Here is a 19,342-nt window from a genome sequence, read left to right on the forward strand (position 1 = left end):
TATGTCGATGGGCATCTTGGGTACGGCTCTTTCGGGTCTGACTGCGTTTCAACGCTCGCTGGAAACCACCAGCAACAACATCGCCAACGCCAATACCGACGGCTACAGCCGGCAGCGGGTGGAACTGGCCACCCGGCCGGAGCAATTCAACGGCGCCGGCTACATGGGTAACGGCGTCGACGTGGCCAACATCACCCGCAGCTACGACCAATTCATCACCAACCAAGTCCGGTCCAGCACGGCAACCTACCACGACCTCAACAGCTTTTACGGCCTGTCGGCGCAAGTCGACAATATCACCGCCGATAATAAAACCGGCTTGGCGCCGGCGCTGAAAAGCTTTTTCGACGCGGTAGACGGCGTCGCCAACGATCCGACCTCGATTGCCGCCCGGCAGGTGATGCTGACCCAAACCCAGTCGTTGACGCAACAGTTCAACACCATGAGCGAGCGTTTCGGGAATCTGCGCACGCAAGTCAACCAAAACCTGGCCAGTGCGATAGACGAAGTCAACGGTTACGCCAAAACCATTGCCGAGCTCAACGTCAAAATCGTTGCCGACATCGGCCGCTCCACCGGCAAACAACTGCCGAACGAGCTATTGGATCAGCGCGACCAATTGCTGACCAAAATGGCCGAAAAGGTCGACGTCAGTTACGTGCCCCAAGCCGACGGCTCGATCAACGTGTTTATCGGTAAGGGCCAATCGCTGGTATTGGGCAGTTATGCGGCAACCCTATCCTTGCAAGGCGACAGCATGGACGCCGACCACAAACAGCTGATCCTGAACGGCCAAGACATTTCCAAACAAATTTCCGGCGGCAGTATCTACGGCAATCTGCGGTTCCGCGACCAGGTGCTGGACCCGGCTCAGCAACAACTGGGCCTGTTGGCGACCGGCCTGGCAACCGAGTTTAACAACCTCCATCGGGCCGGGTACGATCTAAGCGGTCCACCGGCAGCCACCGGGGTGGATTTATTCGACCTCGGCTCACCCAGCGTGCAAGTACAAGGGCCTCCGGGCAACAATGCCGGCGCCGTCGCCAGCTTCGTTGCGCCGACTTCCGCCGCAAACCTGGGTGCTTCCTACAAACTGGAAGTCACCAGCACCGCTCCCGATACGTTTACCCTGACCAATCTGAGCGACAACACGGTCTACACACCGCTCAGCGCATCGGACCTGAGCGACCCGGCGCCGGCGGTAGCGGCGGCCAACGGCTTTAACATCAGCTTCAGCGGCACATTGACCATCGGCGACTCCTTTACGATCAGCCCCAACTTCAATGCCGCCGCCAATTTGAAATTGAACAGCGCGATCACGAATCCGAAACAAATCGCCGCTGCCAGCGCTGCCGATTTACCGGGCGATAACAGCAACGCCTTGAAATTGGCCAATCTGGAAACCAAGACCAGCATGCTGAGCGGTAAAGCCAGCTTCGGCCAAGTCTACGGACAACTGGTGGCCGACGTCGGCTCGCAAACCCATGCCGCCTCGGTCGGCCGCGAAGCTCAGGATACCTTGTTGAAACAAGCCACCGGCGCCCAACAAAATATCTCCGGAGTCAATCTGGACGAGGAAGCCGCCAACTTGATCAAATTTCAGAACTCGTACCAAGCGGCCGCTAAAGCGGTATCGGTCGCCAATGCCATGTTCGACACCCTGATTGGGGCCTTTCGTTAGGAGATTAGCATGCGTATTTCAACTTCCTGGAATCATCAGCTCGGCTTGAGTGCGATGCTGGATCAACAATCGAAGCTCAACGAAACCCAGTTGAAACTGTCGTCCGGCAAAAAGTATTTGAATCCGGCCGAAAACGCGGTGGCGGCGACCAGCATGCTCAGCCTGGAGCAAAACATAAAGGAAAACCAGCAATACCAAACCAACATCGGAGTGGCGCGGCAACGGCTGGACCTGCAAGAGTCGAATCTGGCAAACGCGACCGACGTCTTGCACCGGATCCGCGAGTTGACGGTACAGGCGCTGAACGACACCAATACTCAAACCAACCGCAAGCAAATCGCGATGGAAATCGACGAGTTGAACAAGCATTTGCTCAGCATCGCCAACACCAAAAACGCCAACGGCGAGTATTTGTTTTCCGGCTACGCCAGCGATAAGCCGGCCTTTACCGACACCCCGGATTACGCTTATCTGGGCGACGGCAACCAACGCCAAATCGGCATCGGCCCCAACCGGGTCGTCACCGACGGCGATCCCGGCGAAGCGGTGTTCGGCACAATCCAGTTGGCACCACTGAGCGCCGGGTCGATCGACAACGTATTGCAAGCGGTCGCTCAGTTATCCAGCGATTTGAAGGCCAACACGCCGAATAAAAATTCGCTGGATGACATCGACCGGGCGCTGGTTCGTTTCGACAATATCCGCGCCTCGACCGGTGCCCGGCTGAATGCATTGGACGGTCAGGAAAACCTGAACGCCGACTACATCCTGGACAACAAAGCGACTGCATCCGACATCGGCGATTTGGACTACGCCGAAGCCCTGAGCAAATTCAATCAGCAACAGATCTCTCTACAAGCCGCGCAGCATGCGTTCACCAAGGTGCAAAACCTGTCGCTGTTCAACTACATATCCTGAGCCCTCGCCGGCCGGCGCGGCCGGGACTCAACTGAAGAATCCCAGCGCCTTCAGCTTGACGACCAGACTCCGGGTGAATTCGGCCTTGTCACGCTGGTCCAGATGCGCGCCATCCGGCAACGCGAAATCAAATTCCGGATAATCCCAGCAATTAAAGGCAAGCGCCGGACTATGCGCCGCAAACACGTCCCAGCCCGCCTCTCGCGGAAAACGGTATTCCTCTATGGTTCTGACCAGAGCCGTCGACGGGAAATTGATAAAAGCCAGATTGCTGCCCTTGTTCTTGATTTGCCGGGCAAGGTCGTTGGTATAAGCGAATTGGTCCGCGGACAATTGCACCGCAGCCGACTGCCTTAGTTTGTCGCCGACGGCCTGCTCGAACTTCTGCTGCGTATCGATGCCGGCCATATTGATCGGCTGCCCCAAACTGCGTAGCACCCGGTTGATGTAAAAACCGGGTTGTTCCACGAGCTCATAGTCAGCGTCGCGTTCGCGGTTGGCATCCGTTTTTAAATAAAGCGGCCTGACTTTACCCGGTGTGGTCAGCCGTTTGAACAATTCCAACGGCGGAATGCCGCCGCCGTATAACGCCAACTGCTGTTGAACCTGGCTTTTCAACAAGGTTTCCAATTTGGCCGACACCAGATCCTTGTATTTTCGGTGATAGAACTCCACCCATTCTTCGGCGCGGTCGCGCGGCCGATTTGCAGTCAGTTTCCAAACGTCGCCGGACACCAACAGTTTACCGGTGATTGCGGGGTCCCGAGCCAGATCGGCCAATACCGGTAAAAACTCCGAGCCGTCTATCGCCAGTTGCACCGGCATCAGACCGGTCTCGGCCGCCAGCACGTCCAGATCCATGCCCAATTGCATCCGCGAGTCGCCCACCAAAACCAAAGCCCGCTTACCCAATAGCGCCGCCTTACCGCGTTGCGCCGCCCACAACTCTTTACTGTCCTGCACGGTCGGCTGAAAGCCGATTTGCCGCAGCCGGAGTTCGACCACGGCCAATAACAATACGGCCGCCAGCAAGCCGAAGCCAAATGCGCGCTTGACGGCGGGCTTGGGTAACCGATCGCTAGAATTGGAAATAAATGAAGGCACGACTGTCACCGTTGGAAAATATGACGACGGAAGTTGTTAAAACGGCGATCAGCGCGCCGCGGACCATGGGCGAAAACCGTTCGAAGATTTGCTCCAGCCGAATTTCGCGGGCGAGAATATGCCAGAGCAGCATGGCCGCCACGATGCCGGCCACCGCGATGCGGCTGGACTGAGCCAGGACGGCAGCGCCATCGCTCCGGACCAATGCGGCCGCCATCGCTGCCAGGTTTTCGAAGCCCTGAGCCCGAAACGGAATCCAGGTTAACGACACCAACAAAAATGTCGCCAACATCAGCGCCAGTTTCGCGGCAGAACTTTCAAGGCGAAACCCTGCAGCGTGTTTCAAGCCGTGTTCCACCGCCAAAAACGTGCCGTGAATCACACCCCACAAAGCAAAGGTCCAGGCAGCGCCGTGCCACAAACCGCCCAGAACCATGACCAGCAGTAAGTTAAAACCGGTCCGCAACGGGCGGACGCGGTTACCGCCCAGACTGAAATAAAGGTAATCCCGCAACCAGCTCGATAGCGAAATATGCCAGCGCCGCCAGAAATCGGAGAAGCCCAAAGCGCCGTAAGGGCAATGGAAATTATCGGGCAGGCTGAAGCCCAAGGTCATCGCCGCCCCGATCGCGCACAGTGAGTAGCCGGCAAAATCGAAAAAGATCTGCCCGGAAAAGGCCAGCACCGCCAACCACGCATCCCCCGCACCGAAGGCTGCGGGATCGGCATAGACTTGGTCCACCACCGGCGCCAAGCCGACGTCGGCCAGTATGGCTTTGGCGAACACGCCGAACAAAAACAAGGTCAAGCCCCAGACGAACTGGTCGACACCGGTTTGCCGCGGCGTCTTGCATTGCGGTAAAAACTGCGGCGCCCTGACGATGGGGCCGGCCACCAGTTGCGGAAAAAATGTCACGAACAAGGAAAAGTCGAGCAAGCTGGTTTCCGCAGCGATTTTGCGTTGATAGACGTCCAAGGTGTAGGACAGGCTTTGAAAGGTATAAAACGAAATGCCGATCGGCAGCACGATGCCTAAAGGTTGCGGCTGGTAGCCTATGCCGAACCAAGCCAAGATTTCGGCAGCGGTTTGATTCAGGAAATCGGCATATTTGAAAAAACCCAGAAACCCCAGATTGACCAGCAGGCTTACCGCCAATAATGCCTTACGCCGCGACTGATGCTGCGCCGCGCCGATCAGCTTGCCCAGACAAAAATCGACATTGGTCGAAATCCACAGCAACACGACAAACGGCGGGTTCCAGGCCGCGTAAAACAAGTAACTGGCGATCAACAGCATCAATTTGCGGCCGCGCCAATCCCGGATCGAGTAATACAAGGCCAGAACGACCAGCCAAAAAATCAGAAATAAAAACGAGTCGAATTGCATAAAGACGTTGCTGACCGAGGCCGGAACGGACGGCCGCCGAAAAAGTTTCGGCTAAGCGTAGTCCATAGCGGCAAATTCGGCAGCACGCGGGCCGAATAATCCGCCCCGCGCCGGTTATCTGCCCAGCAGATTAGGTCTTGCGCGCGGCGATGGCCTGGCTCAGTTGGTATACCGCCATCGCGTAAAGCGGGCTGTGGTTGTAGCGGGTGATGACGTAGAAGTTATGCAATCCAAGCCACAAATCCTCGCCGGCCTGTTGCTGATAACTCAACAGTTTGACCTTTTCGGTACCGGCCAATTGCGGCGGCAACTCAACCTGCAACTGGCGCAGTTCGGCCACGCCGATATCGGGTTTGACGCCTTTGCTCAGGGCCTGCAGATAGGCTTCGCCCTTGGCCGAAACCGGATAGGCTACCGGCGCGCCCGGCTGCCACTGGTTGCGCACGAAATAATGGGCAACGCTGGCGATGGCGTCGGCCGGATTGGTCCAGATATCGCGCTTGCCGTCGCCGTCGAAATCCTTGGCAAAGCTGCGGAAACTGCTGGGCATGAATTGCGGGAATCCCATCGCTCCGGCATAGGAACCCATCGGTTGCAACGGCTCCATGTGCTCTTCCCGCGCCAGCACCAGGAATTGCTCCAGTTCCTTCAGAAAGAACTCGCTACGCGGCGGATAGGCGAAACCGAGCGTGGCTAACGCGTCGATCACCCGGTATTTGCCGGTATGGGCACCGTACTTGGTTTCGACGCCGATGATGGCGACGATGATTTCGGCCGGCACGCCGTACTGGCGCTCCACCGCCTGCAAGGTCGCGGCATTGTCTTTCCAGAATTGCACACCGCCGGCGATGCGGGCTTCGGTCATGAAAATTTCCCGGTATTGAAACCAGGGCTTGCCTTCGGCCGGTTTGGACATCGCATCCAGAATCGGCTGCTGGATATTCACGGCTTTGAACAGCGTGCGCAATTCCGTTTCGTTGAACCGGTGCTGCTTGGCCATGTGTTTGACGAAGGCGTTGAATGAATCGGTCGGCGCGATTTCGGCGGTAACAGGACTGACGCCGATTAACGACAACAGCAGAACCGCAAATTTGGTTTTCATAGTCATGTCAAAGTTCTATAAAAATGGCCCGGCCGACGACCGGGCGTGCGTTATACCGGCAACAACTTCCGGTGGGTGTGGATGGACATCAAAATACCGAAACCGGCCATCAATGTCACCATCGACGTGCCGCCGTAACTGACCAGCGGCAGCGGCACGCCGACCACCGGCAATATGCCGATCACCATGCCGATATTGACGAACACATAGACAAAAAAGGTAAACGAAAGGCTGCCGGCCAGCAATCGGCAATAGGTATCCTGAGCCTGCACCGCGATATAAAAGCAGCGACTGATCACCAGCAAGTACAACAGCAGCAGGCCGACGCAGCCGAACAATCCGAACTCTTCGGCGAAAACCGCGAAGATGAAATCGGTGGAACTCTCCGGCAGAAAATCCAATTCGGCCTGGGTACTGCCCAGCCAACCCTTGCCGTTGATGCCGCCCGAACCGATCGCGATTTTCGATTGAATGATATGGTAACCGGTGCCCATCGGATCGGCCTCCGGATTGAACAGCGTCAACACCCGGTTGCGCTGGTATTCGCGCATGAAGTGCCACAGAATCGGTGTCGACGCCGCCAGCCCGACCACCGCGCTCAACATGAACCACCAGGACAAGCCGGCAAAAAACAGCACCGCCGCCCCCGAGCTGGCCACCAACAACGCCGTCCCCAAATCCGGCTGTTTGGCGATCAACAGCACCGGCACCAGCAACAGGCCGGCCGCGATCATCACGTGTTTGGGTTTGGGCGGCAACGAGTGCTCGGCCAAATACCAAGCCACCATCATCGGCGCGCTGATTTTAGTGAACTCGGACGGCTGAAACCTAAAAAACCCCAAATCCAGCCAACGTTGAGCCCCCATACTGATCTGGCCGATGACCGCCACACCAACCAGCAACAGCACGCATACCGAGAACAACACGACGGAAAAACTCTGAAACCGGCGCGGATTGATATGCGCCAACACCGTCATCAAGCCGATCGCCAAGCCGGCGCGGCTGGCATGCCGCACCAGCATCGAAACTTGCTGGCCGCCGGCGCTGTACAAAATCACGCAACTCAACGCCAAGATCATCAGCAAACCGATGAATAGCGGTATATCGATATGCAATTTACGCAGTAGGCTGCCAAGCAACGACGGCGCCTGGAATTGCTCGTTGCGCATTTCGTGTCTCATGGCGCGGCATCCTTGGGCTGATTAAGGTAAGCGTCGATAATTTCGGCCGCAATCGGCGCGGCAACCGAACCGCCGTGGCCGCCATGCTCGGCGATCACCGCAACGGCGATCTGCGGATCGTGCACCGGCGCCAAGGCGATAAACAAGGCATGGTCGCGCATTTTGAAATCGATCGCGTCCTCGTTGTACTTTTCCTCCTGCTTGACCGTGAACACCTGCGCGGTTCCGGTTTTGCCGGCAATCTGGTAATTGATGTTTTTTGCGATCAATTTCGCCGTGCCGCGCGGGCTGTGCACCACATTGGTCATGGCGCGGAGGATGTTGTCCACATTGGCCGGCTTCAATGGAATGTCGGGGACGATACGCAGTTCGGGCGGTGCAGCATAGTCGGGCGTGATAATTTCATGGGCCAGATGCGGGTTGACTACTTTGCCGTAATTGGCCAGCGTCGCGGTAGCGCGCGCCAACTGCAACGGCGTCACCTGGGTATAGCCCTGGCCAATCCCGGTAATCACCGTCTCGCCGGGAAACCAGGCTTGGTTGCGATACCGCCGTTTCCATTCCTTGGACGGCATCAGGCCGTCGACCTCTCCCACCAGATCGATACCGCTCTTTTCGCCGAAACCGAATTTGTTCATGAAACTGGACATTCTGTCGATGCCCAGGGCCATCGCCAGGTCGTAAAAATACACATCGCAGGATTCGGTGATGGCTTCGCTCATGTCGACCATGCCGTGTCCCCATTTCTTCCAATCCCGGTATTTATGATCGACGTTGGGCAATTTGTAATAGCCGGGGCAAAACAAACGGTGGCCGTAATCGATCACGCCATACTCCAGGCCGGCCAGCGCATAGAACGGTTTCATCGTCGATCCGGGCGGGTACAAGCCGCGCAAGGCCCGGTTGTATAGTGGCTGATCCTCGGAATCCTTCAAGGCTTTGTAATCCTTGGCCGAGATGCCGGACACGAACGGATTCGGGTCGAAACCCGGCCGGCTGGCGAACACCAGCACCCCACCGGTCTTGATTTCGATTGCCACCGCGGCGCCGTTATATTCCTGTAGCGCGTTGTAAGCGATTCTTTGCAAATCGATATCCAGCGTCAAATAAATGTTGGAACCGGCCACCGGCTCCACCGTCGACACAGTCCGTAAGGCTCTGGACTGGGCGTTGGTTTCGATCTCTTCGTAGCCGGCGGTACCGAGCAAATGGCTTTCGTAATACTTTTCGATGCCGATTTTGCCGATCTGGTCGGTGCCGCGGTATTGCTCCAGCGGCAGTTTTTTCAGCTCATCCTCGCTGATCCGGCCCACGTAACCAACCACGTGCGCCGCCAAGTCGGCGTAGGGGTAATGCCGCACCAGCCGGGCATAAACATCGACGCCGGGAAAATACGGCCGCACCACGGCAAACTTGGCGACATCCTCGTCGGTCAGATTTTGCAGCAACGGCGTCGTGGTAAAGGATTTATTGCGCTTGCGCAGCTTATGGAAGGCGTCGATTTTTTCGTCGGAAATATTCAACAACTGCTGCAACCGCTTCAGCGTATCGTCCAGGTCGCCGATCTGTTCCGGGATCAATTCCAGGCTGTAAGTCGGCACGTTTTCCGCCAACATCCGGCCTTTACGGTCGTAAATCACGCCCCGGGTCGGCGGCAGCGGCGAGATTTTGATGCGGTTGTCTTTGGAGAGCGTGGCGTAGTGCTCGTGACCGACCACCTGCAGATAAACCAGGCGCACCACCAGTCCGACTATCAGGAACAAGATCAAGACAAAAGCCGTAACGATACGGCTCAGAAACAGGCGGCTTTCCGCCAACGGGTCCTTGATCGCGAATTTTCTATCCATACCCGATCAGACGATGCGCGCCATGACCCGGATATAGCGCAACACCACAAACACCAGCGGCCAGGCCAAAGTTCCGCTCAGCACCGGATACCAGAACTCCAGCGGCAAACGGTTGCCGGCCCGCATGCTTTCCAATCCGAAAGTAACGCATTGCGATGCCAGCAGACAACACAACACCCACAGGCACTGTTGCACGATGGGGAATTGGCGCAGCCGGCGATGTTCGTTGATGCTGAAGTAACAGACCAGCGCATAGATCAATCCATACTGCCCCAATAACCGGCCGGTCAACACGTCGGTCAGCAGCCCCACGCTCCAAGCGGTAAACACGCCAAACCGTTCCGGCAAAGCAATCGACCAGTAAATCAACACCAAAACCACCCAATCCGGATTAAAGATGTCCATTGCCGGAAATAAGGACATCACCCTGAGCACCATCGCCGCAGCAACGGTAACCAGGAAATAGGTAGCCGCCAACAGGTCAAGGCGCGCCATTGGCACTCTCCCGTCCGTCCTGAACATCGGCCGGCGGCTTGCCCGGTTCGCCCAGCACCACCGGCGTCGAATGGCTCCAGACGATCAAGAATTCGCGGCTCTTGTCTAGATCGGCTTTCGGTGTGGCGTAGATATTGGCGAAAGACTTGTCCGGTCTGGCCTCGAACTTATCGACTACGGCGACCGGGTAACCCGCCGGAAACACACCGCCCAAGCCGGAGGTGACCAGCAAGTCGCCCGGCACGACATCGGCGTTATTTGCCAGGAACGGCAAGTGCAGACGGTTGGGTTGGCCGGTACCGAAGGCAATGGTACGCAAACCATTGCGGTTGACTTGCACCGGAATGGCATGGTCCGGGTCGGTAATCAGCATCACCTCGGAACTGGACGGCAAGGCTCGGACCACCTGGCCGACGATGCCGTTGGCATCGAGCACCGGCTGCTCGGCGTGCACGCCAAATCGGGCGCCTTTATTGACCACCACGGTGTGCTCGTACGGCGCCAGTTTCACCGAGACCAGCTCGGCTATCAATACCTGCTCGCCGAGTTGAAACGAGTTCTCCAGCAACATGCGCAGGCGGGTGTTTTCCTTTTCCAAGGCGGCCAGTTTCAACAATTTGGCGTCGTTGACGAATTGCTGCTCTTTCAAGCGGCGATTCTCTTTTTGCAACTCAACGAAGGAAATCACCGTGTCGGAGACGGAATGGGACAAGTCCACCGGCAATGAAGCCAGAGCCTGCAAGGGGTAGGTCAGCACCGACAGCAAGGAACGCAAGCGGCTCAGCCGCTCGCTACGGTAATCGATCACCAGCATCGAAACGGAAACCAGCAACGCTACCAGCAACCGGGTATTTAGCGAAGGACCTTTGGCGAATAAAAGTTTGATGGCAAACCTCTAATGTCTAAACGCAACGTTCAAAATCGCCGCCAACGCGTGCGGAAGACGTCAAGCCCGGCTTGAAACAATACCGGGCCAGATACAAGTATGAATTAAGAAGGACGGGCTTTGGCCTCCGCACCAGCCCCGGCAGAAATGCTGTCGGATATTATTCCAAGGAAAACGCCGAAGCGCCTTTGGCGTCGAGCATTTCCAGCACCATACCGCCGCCGCGGGCGACGCAGGTCAAAGGGTCGTCGGCGATATAAACCGGCAAGCCGGTTTCCTCGGAGATCAAACGGTCGATATCTTTCAACAAAGCCCCACCGCCGGTCAACACAATACCGCGGCTGGCAACGTCGGCGCCGAGTTCCGGCGGAGTCTGCTCCAATGCCACCTTGACCGCGCTGACGATGCCGGACAACGGCTCCTGCAGGGCTTCCAGAATTTCGTTGCTGTTCAACGAAAAGCTGCGCGGCACGCCCTCGGCCAGATTACGACCGGTGACCTGCATCTCCCGCACTTCGCTGCCGGGGTAGGCGGCGCCGATTTCGTGTTTGATTTTTTCGGCGGTGGCTTCGCCGATCAAGGTGCCGTAATTGCGCCGCACGTAGCTGATGATCGATTCGTCGAAACGGTCGCCGCCGATCCGCACCGACGCGGAATAAACGATACCGTTCAACGAAATCACCGCCACCTCGGACGTACCGCCGCCGATATCCAATACCATCGAACCGTGCGCGGCATCGACCGGCAGACCGGCGCCGACCGCGGCCGACATCGGCTCTTCGATCAGGTAGACTTCGCGGGCGCCGGCCATCGCCGCCGACTCGCGAATCGCCCGCCGCTCGACCTGGGTCGAGCCGCAGGGCACGCAGATCAGAATGCGCGGGCTCGGCCGCAGCAATTTGTTTTCGTGCACTTTTTTGATAAAAAACCGCAGCATGCGCTCGGTGACGGCGAAGTCGGCGATTACGCCGTCTTTTAGCGGTCGGATCGCGGTGATGTTGCCGGGTGTGCGGCCCAGCATGTTTTTGGCGTCGGCGCCGATCGCGGCGATGGTTTTCTGGCCGCGAATTTTGTCTTCCTTGATTGCAACAACAGACGGTTCATTGAGTACGATGCCCTGGCCCGGAACATAAATCAGCGTATTTGCCGTTCCCAAATCGATTGACAAATCGTTGGAAAACAGGCCACGAATTCTTTTAAACATTTTGAGCAGTACCCTAAGCGCACACGGAAAATCCCGCTACTTTATCAATCAAGCGGGTATTTGAGCAAGATATAAAGTATCATAGTTTTACTAAGAAAACCTGGAGTTAGAAGAATGTCCTTAACGGCGAATGACGTTAAAAAAATCGCTCACCTGGCAAGGTTGGGCATTGCCGAACAAGACGTCGAACACTATGCAAAAGACCTGTCCGGCATCTTGGATTTGATGACCAAAATGGGCCAACTCGATACCGCCGGCATCGCGCCGATGGCGCATCCCTTGGACCAAACCCAGCGCCTGCGCGCCGACCACGTCACCGAAACCAACCAGCGCGAGCATTTTCAAGCCATCGCCCCGCAAACCGAAGCCGGTTTGTATCTGGTTCCCAAAGTCATCGAGTAAGGACACCCCATGCACAACAAGACTTTAAGCGAGCTGGCGGCCGGCCTGCGCGCCAAACAATTTTCCAGCGTCGAACTAACCCACGCCTTTTTGGCAAGGATCAAACAACACCCAGCGCTAAACGCCTTCATCACCATCAGCGAGGAACACGCGTTAGCCCAGGCCGCGGCCGCCGATCAACGCTTGGCCACCGGCGATGCAAGCGATTTGACCGGGATTCCGATCGCCCACAAAGACATTTTCTGCACTCTGGGCATTAAAACCAGTTGCGGCTCGAAAATGCTGGACAACTTTGTCGCGCCTTACGATGCCAGCGTCGTCGATAAATTCAACCAGGCCGGGGCAGTGACGCTGGGCAAATTGAACATGGACGAATTCGCGATGGGCTCGTCCAACGAAACCAGTTTCTACGGCCCGGCGCGTAACCCCTGGAACACCGACTGCGTCGCCGGCGGCTCATCCGGCGGTTCGGCAGTCGCCGTCGCCGCACGCTTGGCACCGGCCGTGACCGGCACCGATACCGGCGGCTCGATTCGCCAGCCGGCGGCGTTTTGCGGCATCACCGGTTTGAAACCGACTTACGGCCGGGTATCGCGTTACGGCATGATTGCCTACGCCTCCAGTCTGGACCAGGGCGGGCCGATGGCGCGTAACGCCGAAGACGCCGCGCTGTTGCTGCAAACCATGGCCGGCTTCGATAGCAAAGACTCCACCAGCGTCGATCAGCCAGTCCCCAATTACAGTGCCGGCCTGAACGACAGTCTGCAGGGCTTGAAAATCGGCCTGCCCAAACAGTTTTTCAGCAGCCAGCTCGATAGCCAAATGGCGGCAACCATTCAGGCCGCGATTGCCGAATACCAAAAGCTCGGCGCCACGGTACAGGAAGTCGATATGCCGAACCTGGAATTGGCGATTCCGGCTTATTACGTGATCGCCTCGGCCGAATGCTCGTCCAACCTGTCGCGTTACGACGGCGTCCGTTTCGGTTACCGCTGCCAAAATCCGGCCGACCTGACCGACCTCTACACTCGCTCGCGTGGCGAAGCCTTCGGTGCCGAAGTCAAACGCCGCATTCTGATGGGCACTTATGCGTTGTCGGCCGGCTATTACGACGCCTATTACCTGAAGGCTCAGCAAGTACGTCGCCTGATCAGCGACGACTTCAAGCGTGCGTTAAGCGAGGTGGATGTGCTGATGGGACCGGTCACGCCCGGCACCGCCTTCAAGATCGGCGCAAAAACCAGCGACCCGATCCAAATGTATCTGGAAGACATTTACACGATCGCCATCAACCTGGCGGGTTTACCGGCGATGTCGATTCCGGCCGGCTTCATCGGCGGACTGCCGGTCGGTTTGCAGGTGATCGGCAATTATTTCAGCGAAGCCAAATTGCTGAACATCGGCCACCGCTACCAGCAAGCCACCGATTGGCATTTGCAAAGTCCCAAAGGCTTCGAATAACCCGGGAGGCACCATGGCGCCTATCACGCAACTTTCGCAACTGGATTTGAACGGCACTTACAGCTATGCCGATTATCTGACTTGGCGGCTGGAGGAAAGCGTCGAGTTGATCAAGGGCAAGGTTATGGCGATGTCGCCGGCGCCGAGCAGGAAGCATCAGAGCGTGTCGCTAAATCTATCGGTCAGCTTAGGCAGCTACTTCAAACACAAGCAGCCCAATGTCTACGTGGCGCCGTTCGACGTCAAACTCTACGACCGCCGCGAATCCTTGCTTAAAGACCGCGAAGCCTTCAGCGTGGTCCAACCCGATCTGTGCGTGATTTGCGACCGGGAAAAACTGACCGAACAGGGCTGCGACGGCGCCCCGGACTGGATTATCGAAATTTTATCTCCGGGCAACAGCCAACGGGAGTTGCGCCTGAAATACCAGCTGTATCAAGAAAGCGGCGTCACTGAATACTGGATCGTACATCCCTACGAACAAACACTGTACCAGTTCGTCCTCGACGAGCAGGAAAAATACCAGCTGCATGCCATGCACCCCGGCGACGAAATCGCCACGCCGTATTTATTCCCCGACCTGCAAATCGACCTGAACGACGTTTTTGCCGAATAAGTTTTAAAAGGAAAGCACCATGAGCTCACAATGGGAAGCCGTCATCGGCCTGGAAATCCACACCCAACTCTCTACAAAATCCAAAATCTTTTCCGGTGCCGCCACCGCGTATGGCGCCGAACCCAATACCCAGGCCTGCGCGGTCGATTTGGGTTTGCCCGGCGTGTTGCCGGTGCTGAATCAGGACGCGGTGCGCAAGGCCGTCACCTTCGGCCTGGCCATCGACGCTGAGATTGCCCCGCACTCAATCTTCGCCCGTAAAAACTACTTTTATCCTGATTTACCGAAAGGCTACCAAATCAGCCAGTTCGAACTACCCATCGTCGGCAACGGCCATCTGGATATCGAAGTCGACGGCGAGACCAAACGCATCGGCATCACCCGCGCCCATTTGGAAGAAGACGCCGGCAAGTCGCTGCACGAAGACTTTCACGGCCTGACCGGCATCGATTTGAACCGCGCCGGCACACCATTACTGGAAATCGTCTCCGAACCGGACATGCGCTCGGCCAAGGAAGCCGTGGCTTACATGCGCAAACTGCACGAACTGGTGCGCTACCTGGAAATCTGCGACGGCAACATGCAGGAAGGCTCGTTCCGCTGCGACGCCAACGTCTCGGTCCGCCCCAAAGGCCAGAAGGAATTCGGCACCCGCGCTGAAATCAAGAACATCAACTCCTTCCGTTTCGTCGAAAAAGCCATCAATCACGAAATCGAACGACAGATTGACCTGATCGAAGGCGGCGGCAAAGTGGTGCAGGAAACTCGCCTGTACGACGCCAACAAAGACGAAACCCGCTCGATGCGCAGCAAGGAAGAAGCCAACGACTACCGTTACTTTCCCGATCCCGACTTGTTGCCGGTCGTGATCGAAGAAGCCTTGAAAGACGAAATCCGCGCCACGTTGCCGGAACTGCCGGATGCCAAGAAAAGCCGCTTCATCGCCCAATACGGCATGGACGGCGAAAGCGCCGCCACCTTGACCTCTTCGCGCGAACTGGCCGACTTTTACGAAAAAGTCGTGGCTGAATCCGGCGAAGCCAAATTGGCGACCAACTGGCTGACCGGCGATGTGCTCGGCGCCCTGAACAAGGCCGGCCTGGAAATCGGCGATTGCCCGGTCAGCGCTGAGCGTTTGGCCGGCCTGCTGAAACGGGTCGCCGACAACACCATTTCTGGCAAAACCGCGAAGCAGGTGTTCGACAAACTGTGGAACGGCAGCGAAACCGCCGACGAAATCATCGAAAAAGAAGGCCTGAAGCAAATCACCGACACCGGCGCCATCGAAGCCATCGTCGACAGCGTCATCGCCGCCAATCCGGGCCCGGTAGAGCAATATTTGTCCGGCAAAGAAAAAGCGCTGATGGCTCTGGTCGGCCAAATCATGAAGCAAACCCAAGGCAAGGCCAATCCGGCCGAAGTCAACAAAATGTTGATTGCCAAGCTTAAAGGCTAAGCGTAGCGGCTCCCGTTAAGCACGGGAGCCGTAGCAAAGCCTCCGCCCTCACTGACCGCTCGCCGAATCCGGCAGCGGTCAGCGGGCCAACCGCTTATTTCGGCGCTTTACCGTACAAGGCGTAGGCGCCGAACCGCATCTGGTGCGCCCTGCCCAGTTTCTCTTTATTGAAGTCGATCGAGAACTGCTCGGTCAACTTGTCGCCGTCCCAACTATAAGCCTTGAAGTACTGCTCGTTGTCGGCGCCTTTCTTGTCCCAATTCGCCAGCAGCGACGAGGTGTAATACAGGCGCTTGCCATCCCAGCTCGACGACACCATGTTGACCTGGGCGCCGATTTTTTGCTCGAACACTTGTTTGGGGTGGAACGGGTCGCTGATGTCGAAGCGGCGGGTTTTGCCGTCCATGAAGGTGTTGACCCACAAGGTCTTGTCGTCGCTGGAGATCGAAATATCCACCGGCAACGGCACCTTGGCCGGTTCGCCGATGTCGGCCACATCCTTGGCTTGCCATTCGCCTTTGTCGTCCTGGTAAATCAGCCAGATTTTCGAAGTCAGCGCGGTGCTGGTGAAGCAGTAATTATGCGCTTCGTCCCAGGCGCAACGGATTTCCAGCGGCGCCCCCGGCACGTCGAACACTTTTTTCGGCTGTCGGCTGTGCAAATCCCATTGCACCACGGTATTGCCGAAGCGTTTCATCGCTTCGGGGTCGGCCAGCATCTTGCCGAAATCCATCATGTAGTTCGACCAGCCGGTAAACGACGAGGTCAGCATCAAGTTCTTGCGTGGTAAAGCCCTTACATCGTAGTTGTAGCCGTCGGCGTATTTGCCGGATTTGATCGCACCTTGCAGATTGTCGTCGGTCGGCAGCCAGTAGGTGGCGATGTAGTCGCCGGCATTGCTGTATTCCACAATCGCGGTGCGGCCGCCGTGATCTTTATTATTGGACAGGCCGGTGATGACCATTCGCCCCGGCAAGGCATACAAACTGTGCGGGCCGACCACGCCGCCGCTCTTGGCCACGAAGTCGGTGATGGTTTTAGTCAATTTGGGTTTGGCTGGGTCAGTGGCGACGTCAAAGATGAAAATCTTGTTGGTATCCAAACCGCCGGCCCACAGAAATTTACGGTCGTCGGTAAAGTCGGAATGGTGAGCTTCGTTGCGGCCGCCGACCGACAAGCTAGCGACGACTTTGCCGTATTGCTTGGATTTGGGATTGACGTCGACGGTGACCAGTTTGTCCTGCTCGTCGCCGACGCCTTCCGCACCCAAAGTCCAGATGTAAACGAAATCTTCCTGGCCGGTGATTTTCGCCATGTACGGCGAGGCGCAGGTTTCGTCGGCGCTGGTCGACAGGCTGGCGGTGCCGAGCATTAGCGCGGCGGTAAAGGTGCTGAGTTTAAAGTTCATGGTGTTCTCTCCCCCGAGAAGGTGTTGTGGTGATATAGGCCTGAATAAGCGTCAACGCTTCCGGCAGAATTTACCTGGGCTGCACCGAAAGGTTTGCCGGAAACGCCTGACGGCTTATTCCGGCCTACCGTTTGAGGCCGCAACATAGGCGATACGCAAGCTGATATCGCTCAATCGGCCGAGGTCGGATCGATCACGGTCTTGATTTCCTCGATCCGATTGGCCGGAAAACCGCCCTGCTCGGCGTGCTCTCGGATCGCATGCTCGCTGTCGGCGATGTAAATACAATACACCTTGTCGCCGGTGACATAGCTGTGCTGCCATTGGATACGCGGCCCCATCTCGCGCAACACGCCGCAGGATTTTTGCGAAATGCCTTGCAGCTCGGCTTGCGTCAACTGGCCGGCGCCGGGAATGTCGCGTTCGATGATGTATTTGGGCATGATGACCTCCTAATAAATGACCGGTCGTCTAATTTGCCGGCATTAAAAAATGCTGCCAGGTGGGCAGCGGTTGTTTCGATTCGTAGGCTGGGTTGAATGAAATGAAACCCAGCCTACTCACTGCTACATATCATTAAAAAGTTTCTCGGAGATAGTTTTAGCGGAGACACGCCACATTTCATCGATCAACTTCGGATTATCTTCGATCTCTTTTAGAGAAAAACTATTCGACGGATTTCCCAGAGACAACACTTGCTCTCGATCAAGCCATAAAACCTGTCCCGACGAATCGACCAAATTGCATTCAATCGCCAGTATTGGCACCAGCTCTGAACTAAACCCATGAGGCACACTAAAACCATACTGATAAATTCCAATATTTAAGGTTGCGTCATCATGGCTTGCAGTTTCGATAACTTCAAATTTGCCAACTTGCCGTGCAGCTTTAGAGACTTCTTCATAAACGATTTTGTCGATATAAATACCGTTATTTTCAGCAAACCCGAGTAGTAAGTCTGCTTCTGATTTATTTGGATTGTTGGCGGCCAATACACCTATAACACCCAAAAAGCCAGCAGAAACCGCCATCTTTGGGCCAAGATAAAACATGTAAGGCGTCTTATTGATGGATTGGTTTACCTTTACTGACCGAATCTTCAGTCTATTTTCAGTTGTAATAGACTGGGTGGAGGCGCAACCAGCAATAACAAAAGTCAGTAGAATCGAAACAATGTAGCGAGACTGATTCATAAAAAATTCCTTTTAAAAAACTAAAAACAAATTGGATCCACCGACATGGCTGTTTTCGGTAAAACAATGTCACTCTCTTCCGCACCACGCTATTTGAGATGCAGGAAATATTTCATAAAAAGTGCTGTCTTAACTCCGCCATGACTTGTTCGCCATCCAGCAGCAGCGCAGAATTGGCGTCTATTTCCTTGCAACGCTTTTCAATTTCTTGCCGCCACTCCTCGGAAACCGGAAAGTCATCTTCATAGTCTAGGCTTTCGATCAGTATTTCCGCAATATACGCTCTTGCTGCCGGAGCCAGTTTTAAAGCATGTTCGGTTATCGTCTTCGCATCCATAAATCACCTCCAATTTAACGCTAGCATGCGATAAGGCAGGAACTCAATCAAGCCCGAAAATAATCATCCAACAAATCCCGACAAACCGCCTGTAAGGGCTCCACCGACTGCTCGACTTTCATCCGCAGCAGCGCCCCCTGCCAGCCGTTCAGCATCAAATCCGCCATGCTCTTTGCCGAACGGTCCAGCCTAACCGATCCTTGCTTTTGGCCGCGCTCCAACGCTGCTTGCTGTAAGGCGCTGTATCTGCCAACGGCATCCAGCAAGGCATCGCGGCATAATGGACTGGTATCGCCGATCTCACCCATCAAATTACCCAGCAAACAACCGCCCTTGAAACCGGTTTGCGCCACTTCGGCTATCAATCCCAGGTAGTACGCCTTCAATGCTGCCAAACCGTCCGTTTCCGGGTTTTGCAAATGGCCGGATAAGCGCAAGATAAACGGCTCGATGTAATGATGTATCGCCTCGGCGGCGAATTGTTCCTTGCTGCCGAAATAGCTGTAAAACGAGCCTTTCGGAATCTGTACCGTGTCCAGGATCTCTTTCAGACCGGTGGCGTGATAGCCTTTTTCCAATAGCAGACTGACGCCCTGATCGAGCAGCCTGTCTTTTTTGACTTGTTTGGGTGCTGTTTTCGCCATGGACCGCATTATGCGACCGG

19 protein-coding genes are annotated in these 19,342 nt (G+C 56.2%); 6 read left to right on the plus strand and 13 right to left on the minus strand.

Annotation, left to right across the window (positions count from 1 at the left end):
• Position 1: 1 nt before the first annotated feature.
• Positions 2–1,681 (plus strand): flagellar hook-associated protein FlgK, encoded by a 1,680-nt coding sequence (gene flgK / locus ACH518_RS01265; RefSeq protein WP_278210625.1) that lies wholly within the window; start codon positions 2–4, stop codon positions 1,679–1,681.
• A 9-nt stretch (positions 1,682–1,690) separates the two neighbouring features.
• Positions 1,691–2,599 (plus strand): flagellar hook-associated protein FlgL, encoded by a 909-nt coding sequence (gene flgL, locus ACH518_RS01270; RefSeq protein ID WP_445371569.1) that lies wholly within the window; start codon positions 1,691–1,693, stop codon positions 2,597–2,599.
• A 27-nt stretch (positions 2,600–2,626) separates the two neighbouring features.
• Here the strand turns inward: flgL and ACH518_RS01275 are convergent, their stop codons facing one another.
• From ACH518_RS01275 to ACH518_RS01310, 8 genes are all read right to left on the minus strand, one after another.
• On the minus strand, positions 2,627–3,703 hold the full coding sequence (locus tag ACH518_RS01275; RefSeq protein ID WP_445371570.1) for a hypothetical protein: 1,077 nt from the start codon (positions 3,701–3,703) through the stop codon (positions 2,627–2,629).
• Positions 3,678–5,090: an MBOAT family O-acyltransferase gene (locus ACH518_RS01280; RefSeq protein ID WP_445371571.1), complete on the minus strand. Its 1,413-nt coding sequence runs from the start codon at positions 5,088–5,090 to the stop codon at positions 3,678–3,680. The genes ACH518_RS01275 and ACH518_RS01280 overlap by 26 nt, the downstream gene beginning before the upstream one ends.
• Before the next feature lie 130 nt (positions 5,091–5,220).
• A complete protein-coding gene (mltB, locus tag ACH518_RS01285; protein WP_445371572.1) occupies positions 5,221–6,192 on the minus strand; it encodes a lytic murein transglycosylase B in 972 nt (323 codons plus the stop codon).
• A gap of 50 nt (positions 6,193–6,242) precedes the next feature.
• Positions 6,243–7,373 (minus strand): rod shape-determining protein RodA, encoded by a 1,131-nt coding sequence (gene rodA / locus ACH518_RS01290; RefSeq protein WP_140912479.1) that lies wholly within the window; start codon positions 7,371–7,373, stop codon positions 6,243–6,245.
• Entirely contained in the window at positions 7,370–9,220 is a 1,851-nt protein-coding gene (gene mrdA, locus ACH518_RS01295) for a penicillin-binding protein 2 (RefSeq protein WP_445371573.1), read from the minus strand. The genes rodA and mrdA overlap by 4 nt, the downstream gene beginning before the upstream one ends.
• A 6-nt stretch (positions 9,221–9,226) precedes the next feature.
• A complete protein-coding gene (gene mreD / locus ACH518_RS01300) occupies positions 9,227–9,715 on the minus strand; it encodes a rod shape-determining protein MreD (RefSeq protein ID WP_140912481.1) in 489 nt (162 codons plus the stop codon).
• Positions 9,702–10,601, minus strand: coding sequence for a rod shape-determining protein MreC (mreC, locus tag ACH518_RS01305; protein ID WP_445372956.1), 900 nt, complete (start codon positions 10,599–10,601; stop codon positions 9,702–9,704). The genes mreD and mreC overlap by 14 nt, the downstream gene beginning before the upstream one ends.
• A gap of 160 nt (positions 10,602–10,761) precedes the next feature.
• Positions 10,762–11,805: a rod shape-determining protein gene (locus ACH518_RS01310; RefSeq protein ID WP_054760567.1), complete on the minus strand. Its 1,044-nt coding sequence runs from the start codon at positions 11,803–11,805 to the stop codon at positions 10,762–10,764.
• Between the two features lie 114 nt (positions 11,806–11,919).
• Here ACH518_RS01310 and gatC point away from each other — a divergent pair, with 114 nt between their 5' ends.
• The 4 genes from gatC to gatB are packed head-to-tail and all read left to right on the plus strand — an operon-like array spanning position 11,920 to position 15,740.
• Positions 11,920–12,207: an Asp-tRNA(Asn)/Glu-tRNA(Gln) amidotransferase subunit GatC gene (gene gatC, locus ACH518_RS01315; protein ID WP_140912483.1), complete on the plus strand. Its 288-nt coding sequence runs from the start codon at positions 11,920–11,922 to the stop codon at positions 12,205–12,207.
• 9 nt (positions 12,208–12,216) lie between these two features.
• The gene (gene gatA, locus ACH518_RS01320) at positions 12,217–13,668 is read left to right on the plus strand and encodes an Asp-tRNA(Asn)/Glu-tRNA(Gln) amidotransferase subunit GatA (RefSeq protein WP_445371574.1); all 1,452 of its coding nucleotides are present in this window, start codon (positions 12,217–12,219) and stop codon (positions 13,666–13,668) included.
• A 13-nt stretch (positions 13,669–13,681) separates the two neighbouring features.
• Positions 13,682–14,284, plus strand: coding sequence for a Uma2 family endonuclease (locus tag ACH518_RS01325; RefSeq protein WP_140912485.1), 603 nt, complete (start codon positions 13,682–13,684; stop codon positions 14,282–14,284).
• A gap of 19 nt (positions 14,285–14,303) precedes the next feature.
• The gene (gatB, locus tag ACH518_RS01330) at positions 14,304–15,740 is read left to right on the plus strand and encodes an Asp-tRNA(Asn)/Glu-tRNA(Gln) amidotransferase subunit GatB (protein WP_445371575.1); all 1,437 of its coding nucleotides are present in this window, start codon (positions 14,304–14,306) and stop codon (positions 15,738–15,740) included.
• Between the two features lie 94 nt (positions 15,741–15,834).
• Here the strand turns inward: gatB and ACH518_RS01335 are convergent, their stop codons facing one another.
• The 5 genes from ACH518_RS01335 to ACH518_RS01355 all read right to left on the minus strand — a co-directional run bounded on the left by ACH518_RS01335 (position 15,835) and on the right by ACH518_RS01355 (position 19,322).
• Positions 15,835–17,148, minus strand: coding sequence for a selenium-binding protein SBP56-related protein (locus tag ACH518_RS01335; RefSeq protein WP_445371576.1), 1,314 nt, complete (start codon positions 17,146–17,148; stop codon positions 15,835–15,837).
• Between the two features lie 170 nt (positions 17,149–17,318).
• Positions 17,319–17,591 (minus strand): DUF4242 domain-containing protein, encoded by a 273-nt coding sequence (locus ACH518_RS01340; RefSeq protein WP_445371577.1) that lies wholly within the window; start codon positions 17,589–17,591, stop codon positions 17,319–17,321.
• 123 nt (positions 17,592–17,714) lie between these two features.
• Complete coding sequence (locus ACH518_RS01345) at positions 17,715–18,341, minus strand: hypothetical protein (protein WP_278210604.1); 627 nt, start codon at positions 18,339–18,341, stop codon at positions 17,715–17,717.
• A gap of 112 nt (positions 18,342–18,453) precedes the next feature.
• Positions 18,454–18,678: an addiction module protein gene (locus ACH518_RS01350; protein WP_445371578.1), complete on the minus strand. Its 225-nt coding sequence runs from the start codon at positions 18,676–18,678 to the stop codon at positions 18,454–18,456.
• Between the two features lie 47 nt (positions 18,679–18,725).
• A complete protein-coding gene (locus tag ACH518_RS01355) occupies positions 18,726–19,322 on the minus strand; it encodes a TetR family transcriptional regulator C-terminal domain-containing protein (protein WP_445371579.1) in 597 nt (198 codons plus the stop codon).
• Between the last annotated feature and the right edge of the window lie 20 nt (positions 19,323–19,342).

This window comes from Methylomonas sp. HW2-6 (assembly GCF_052474525.1).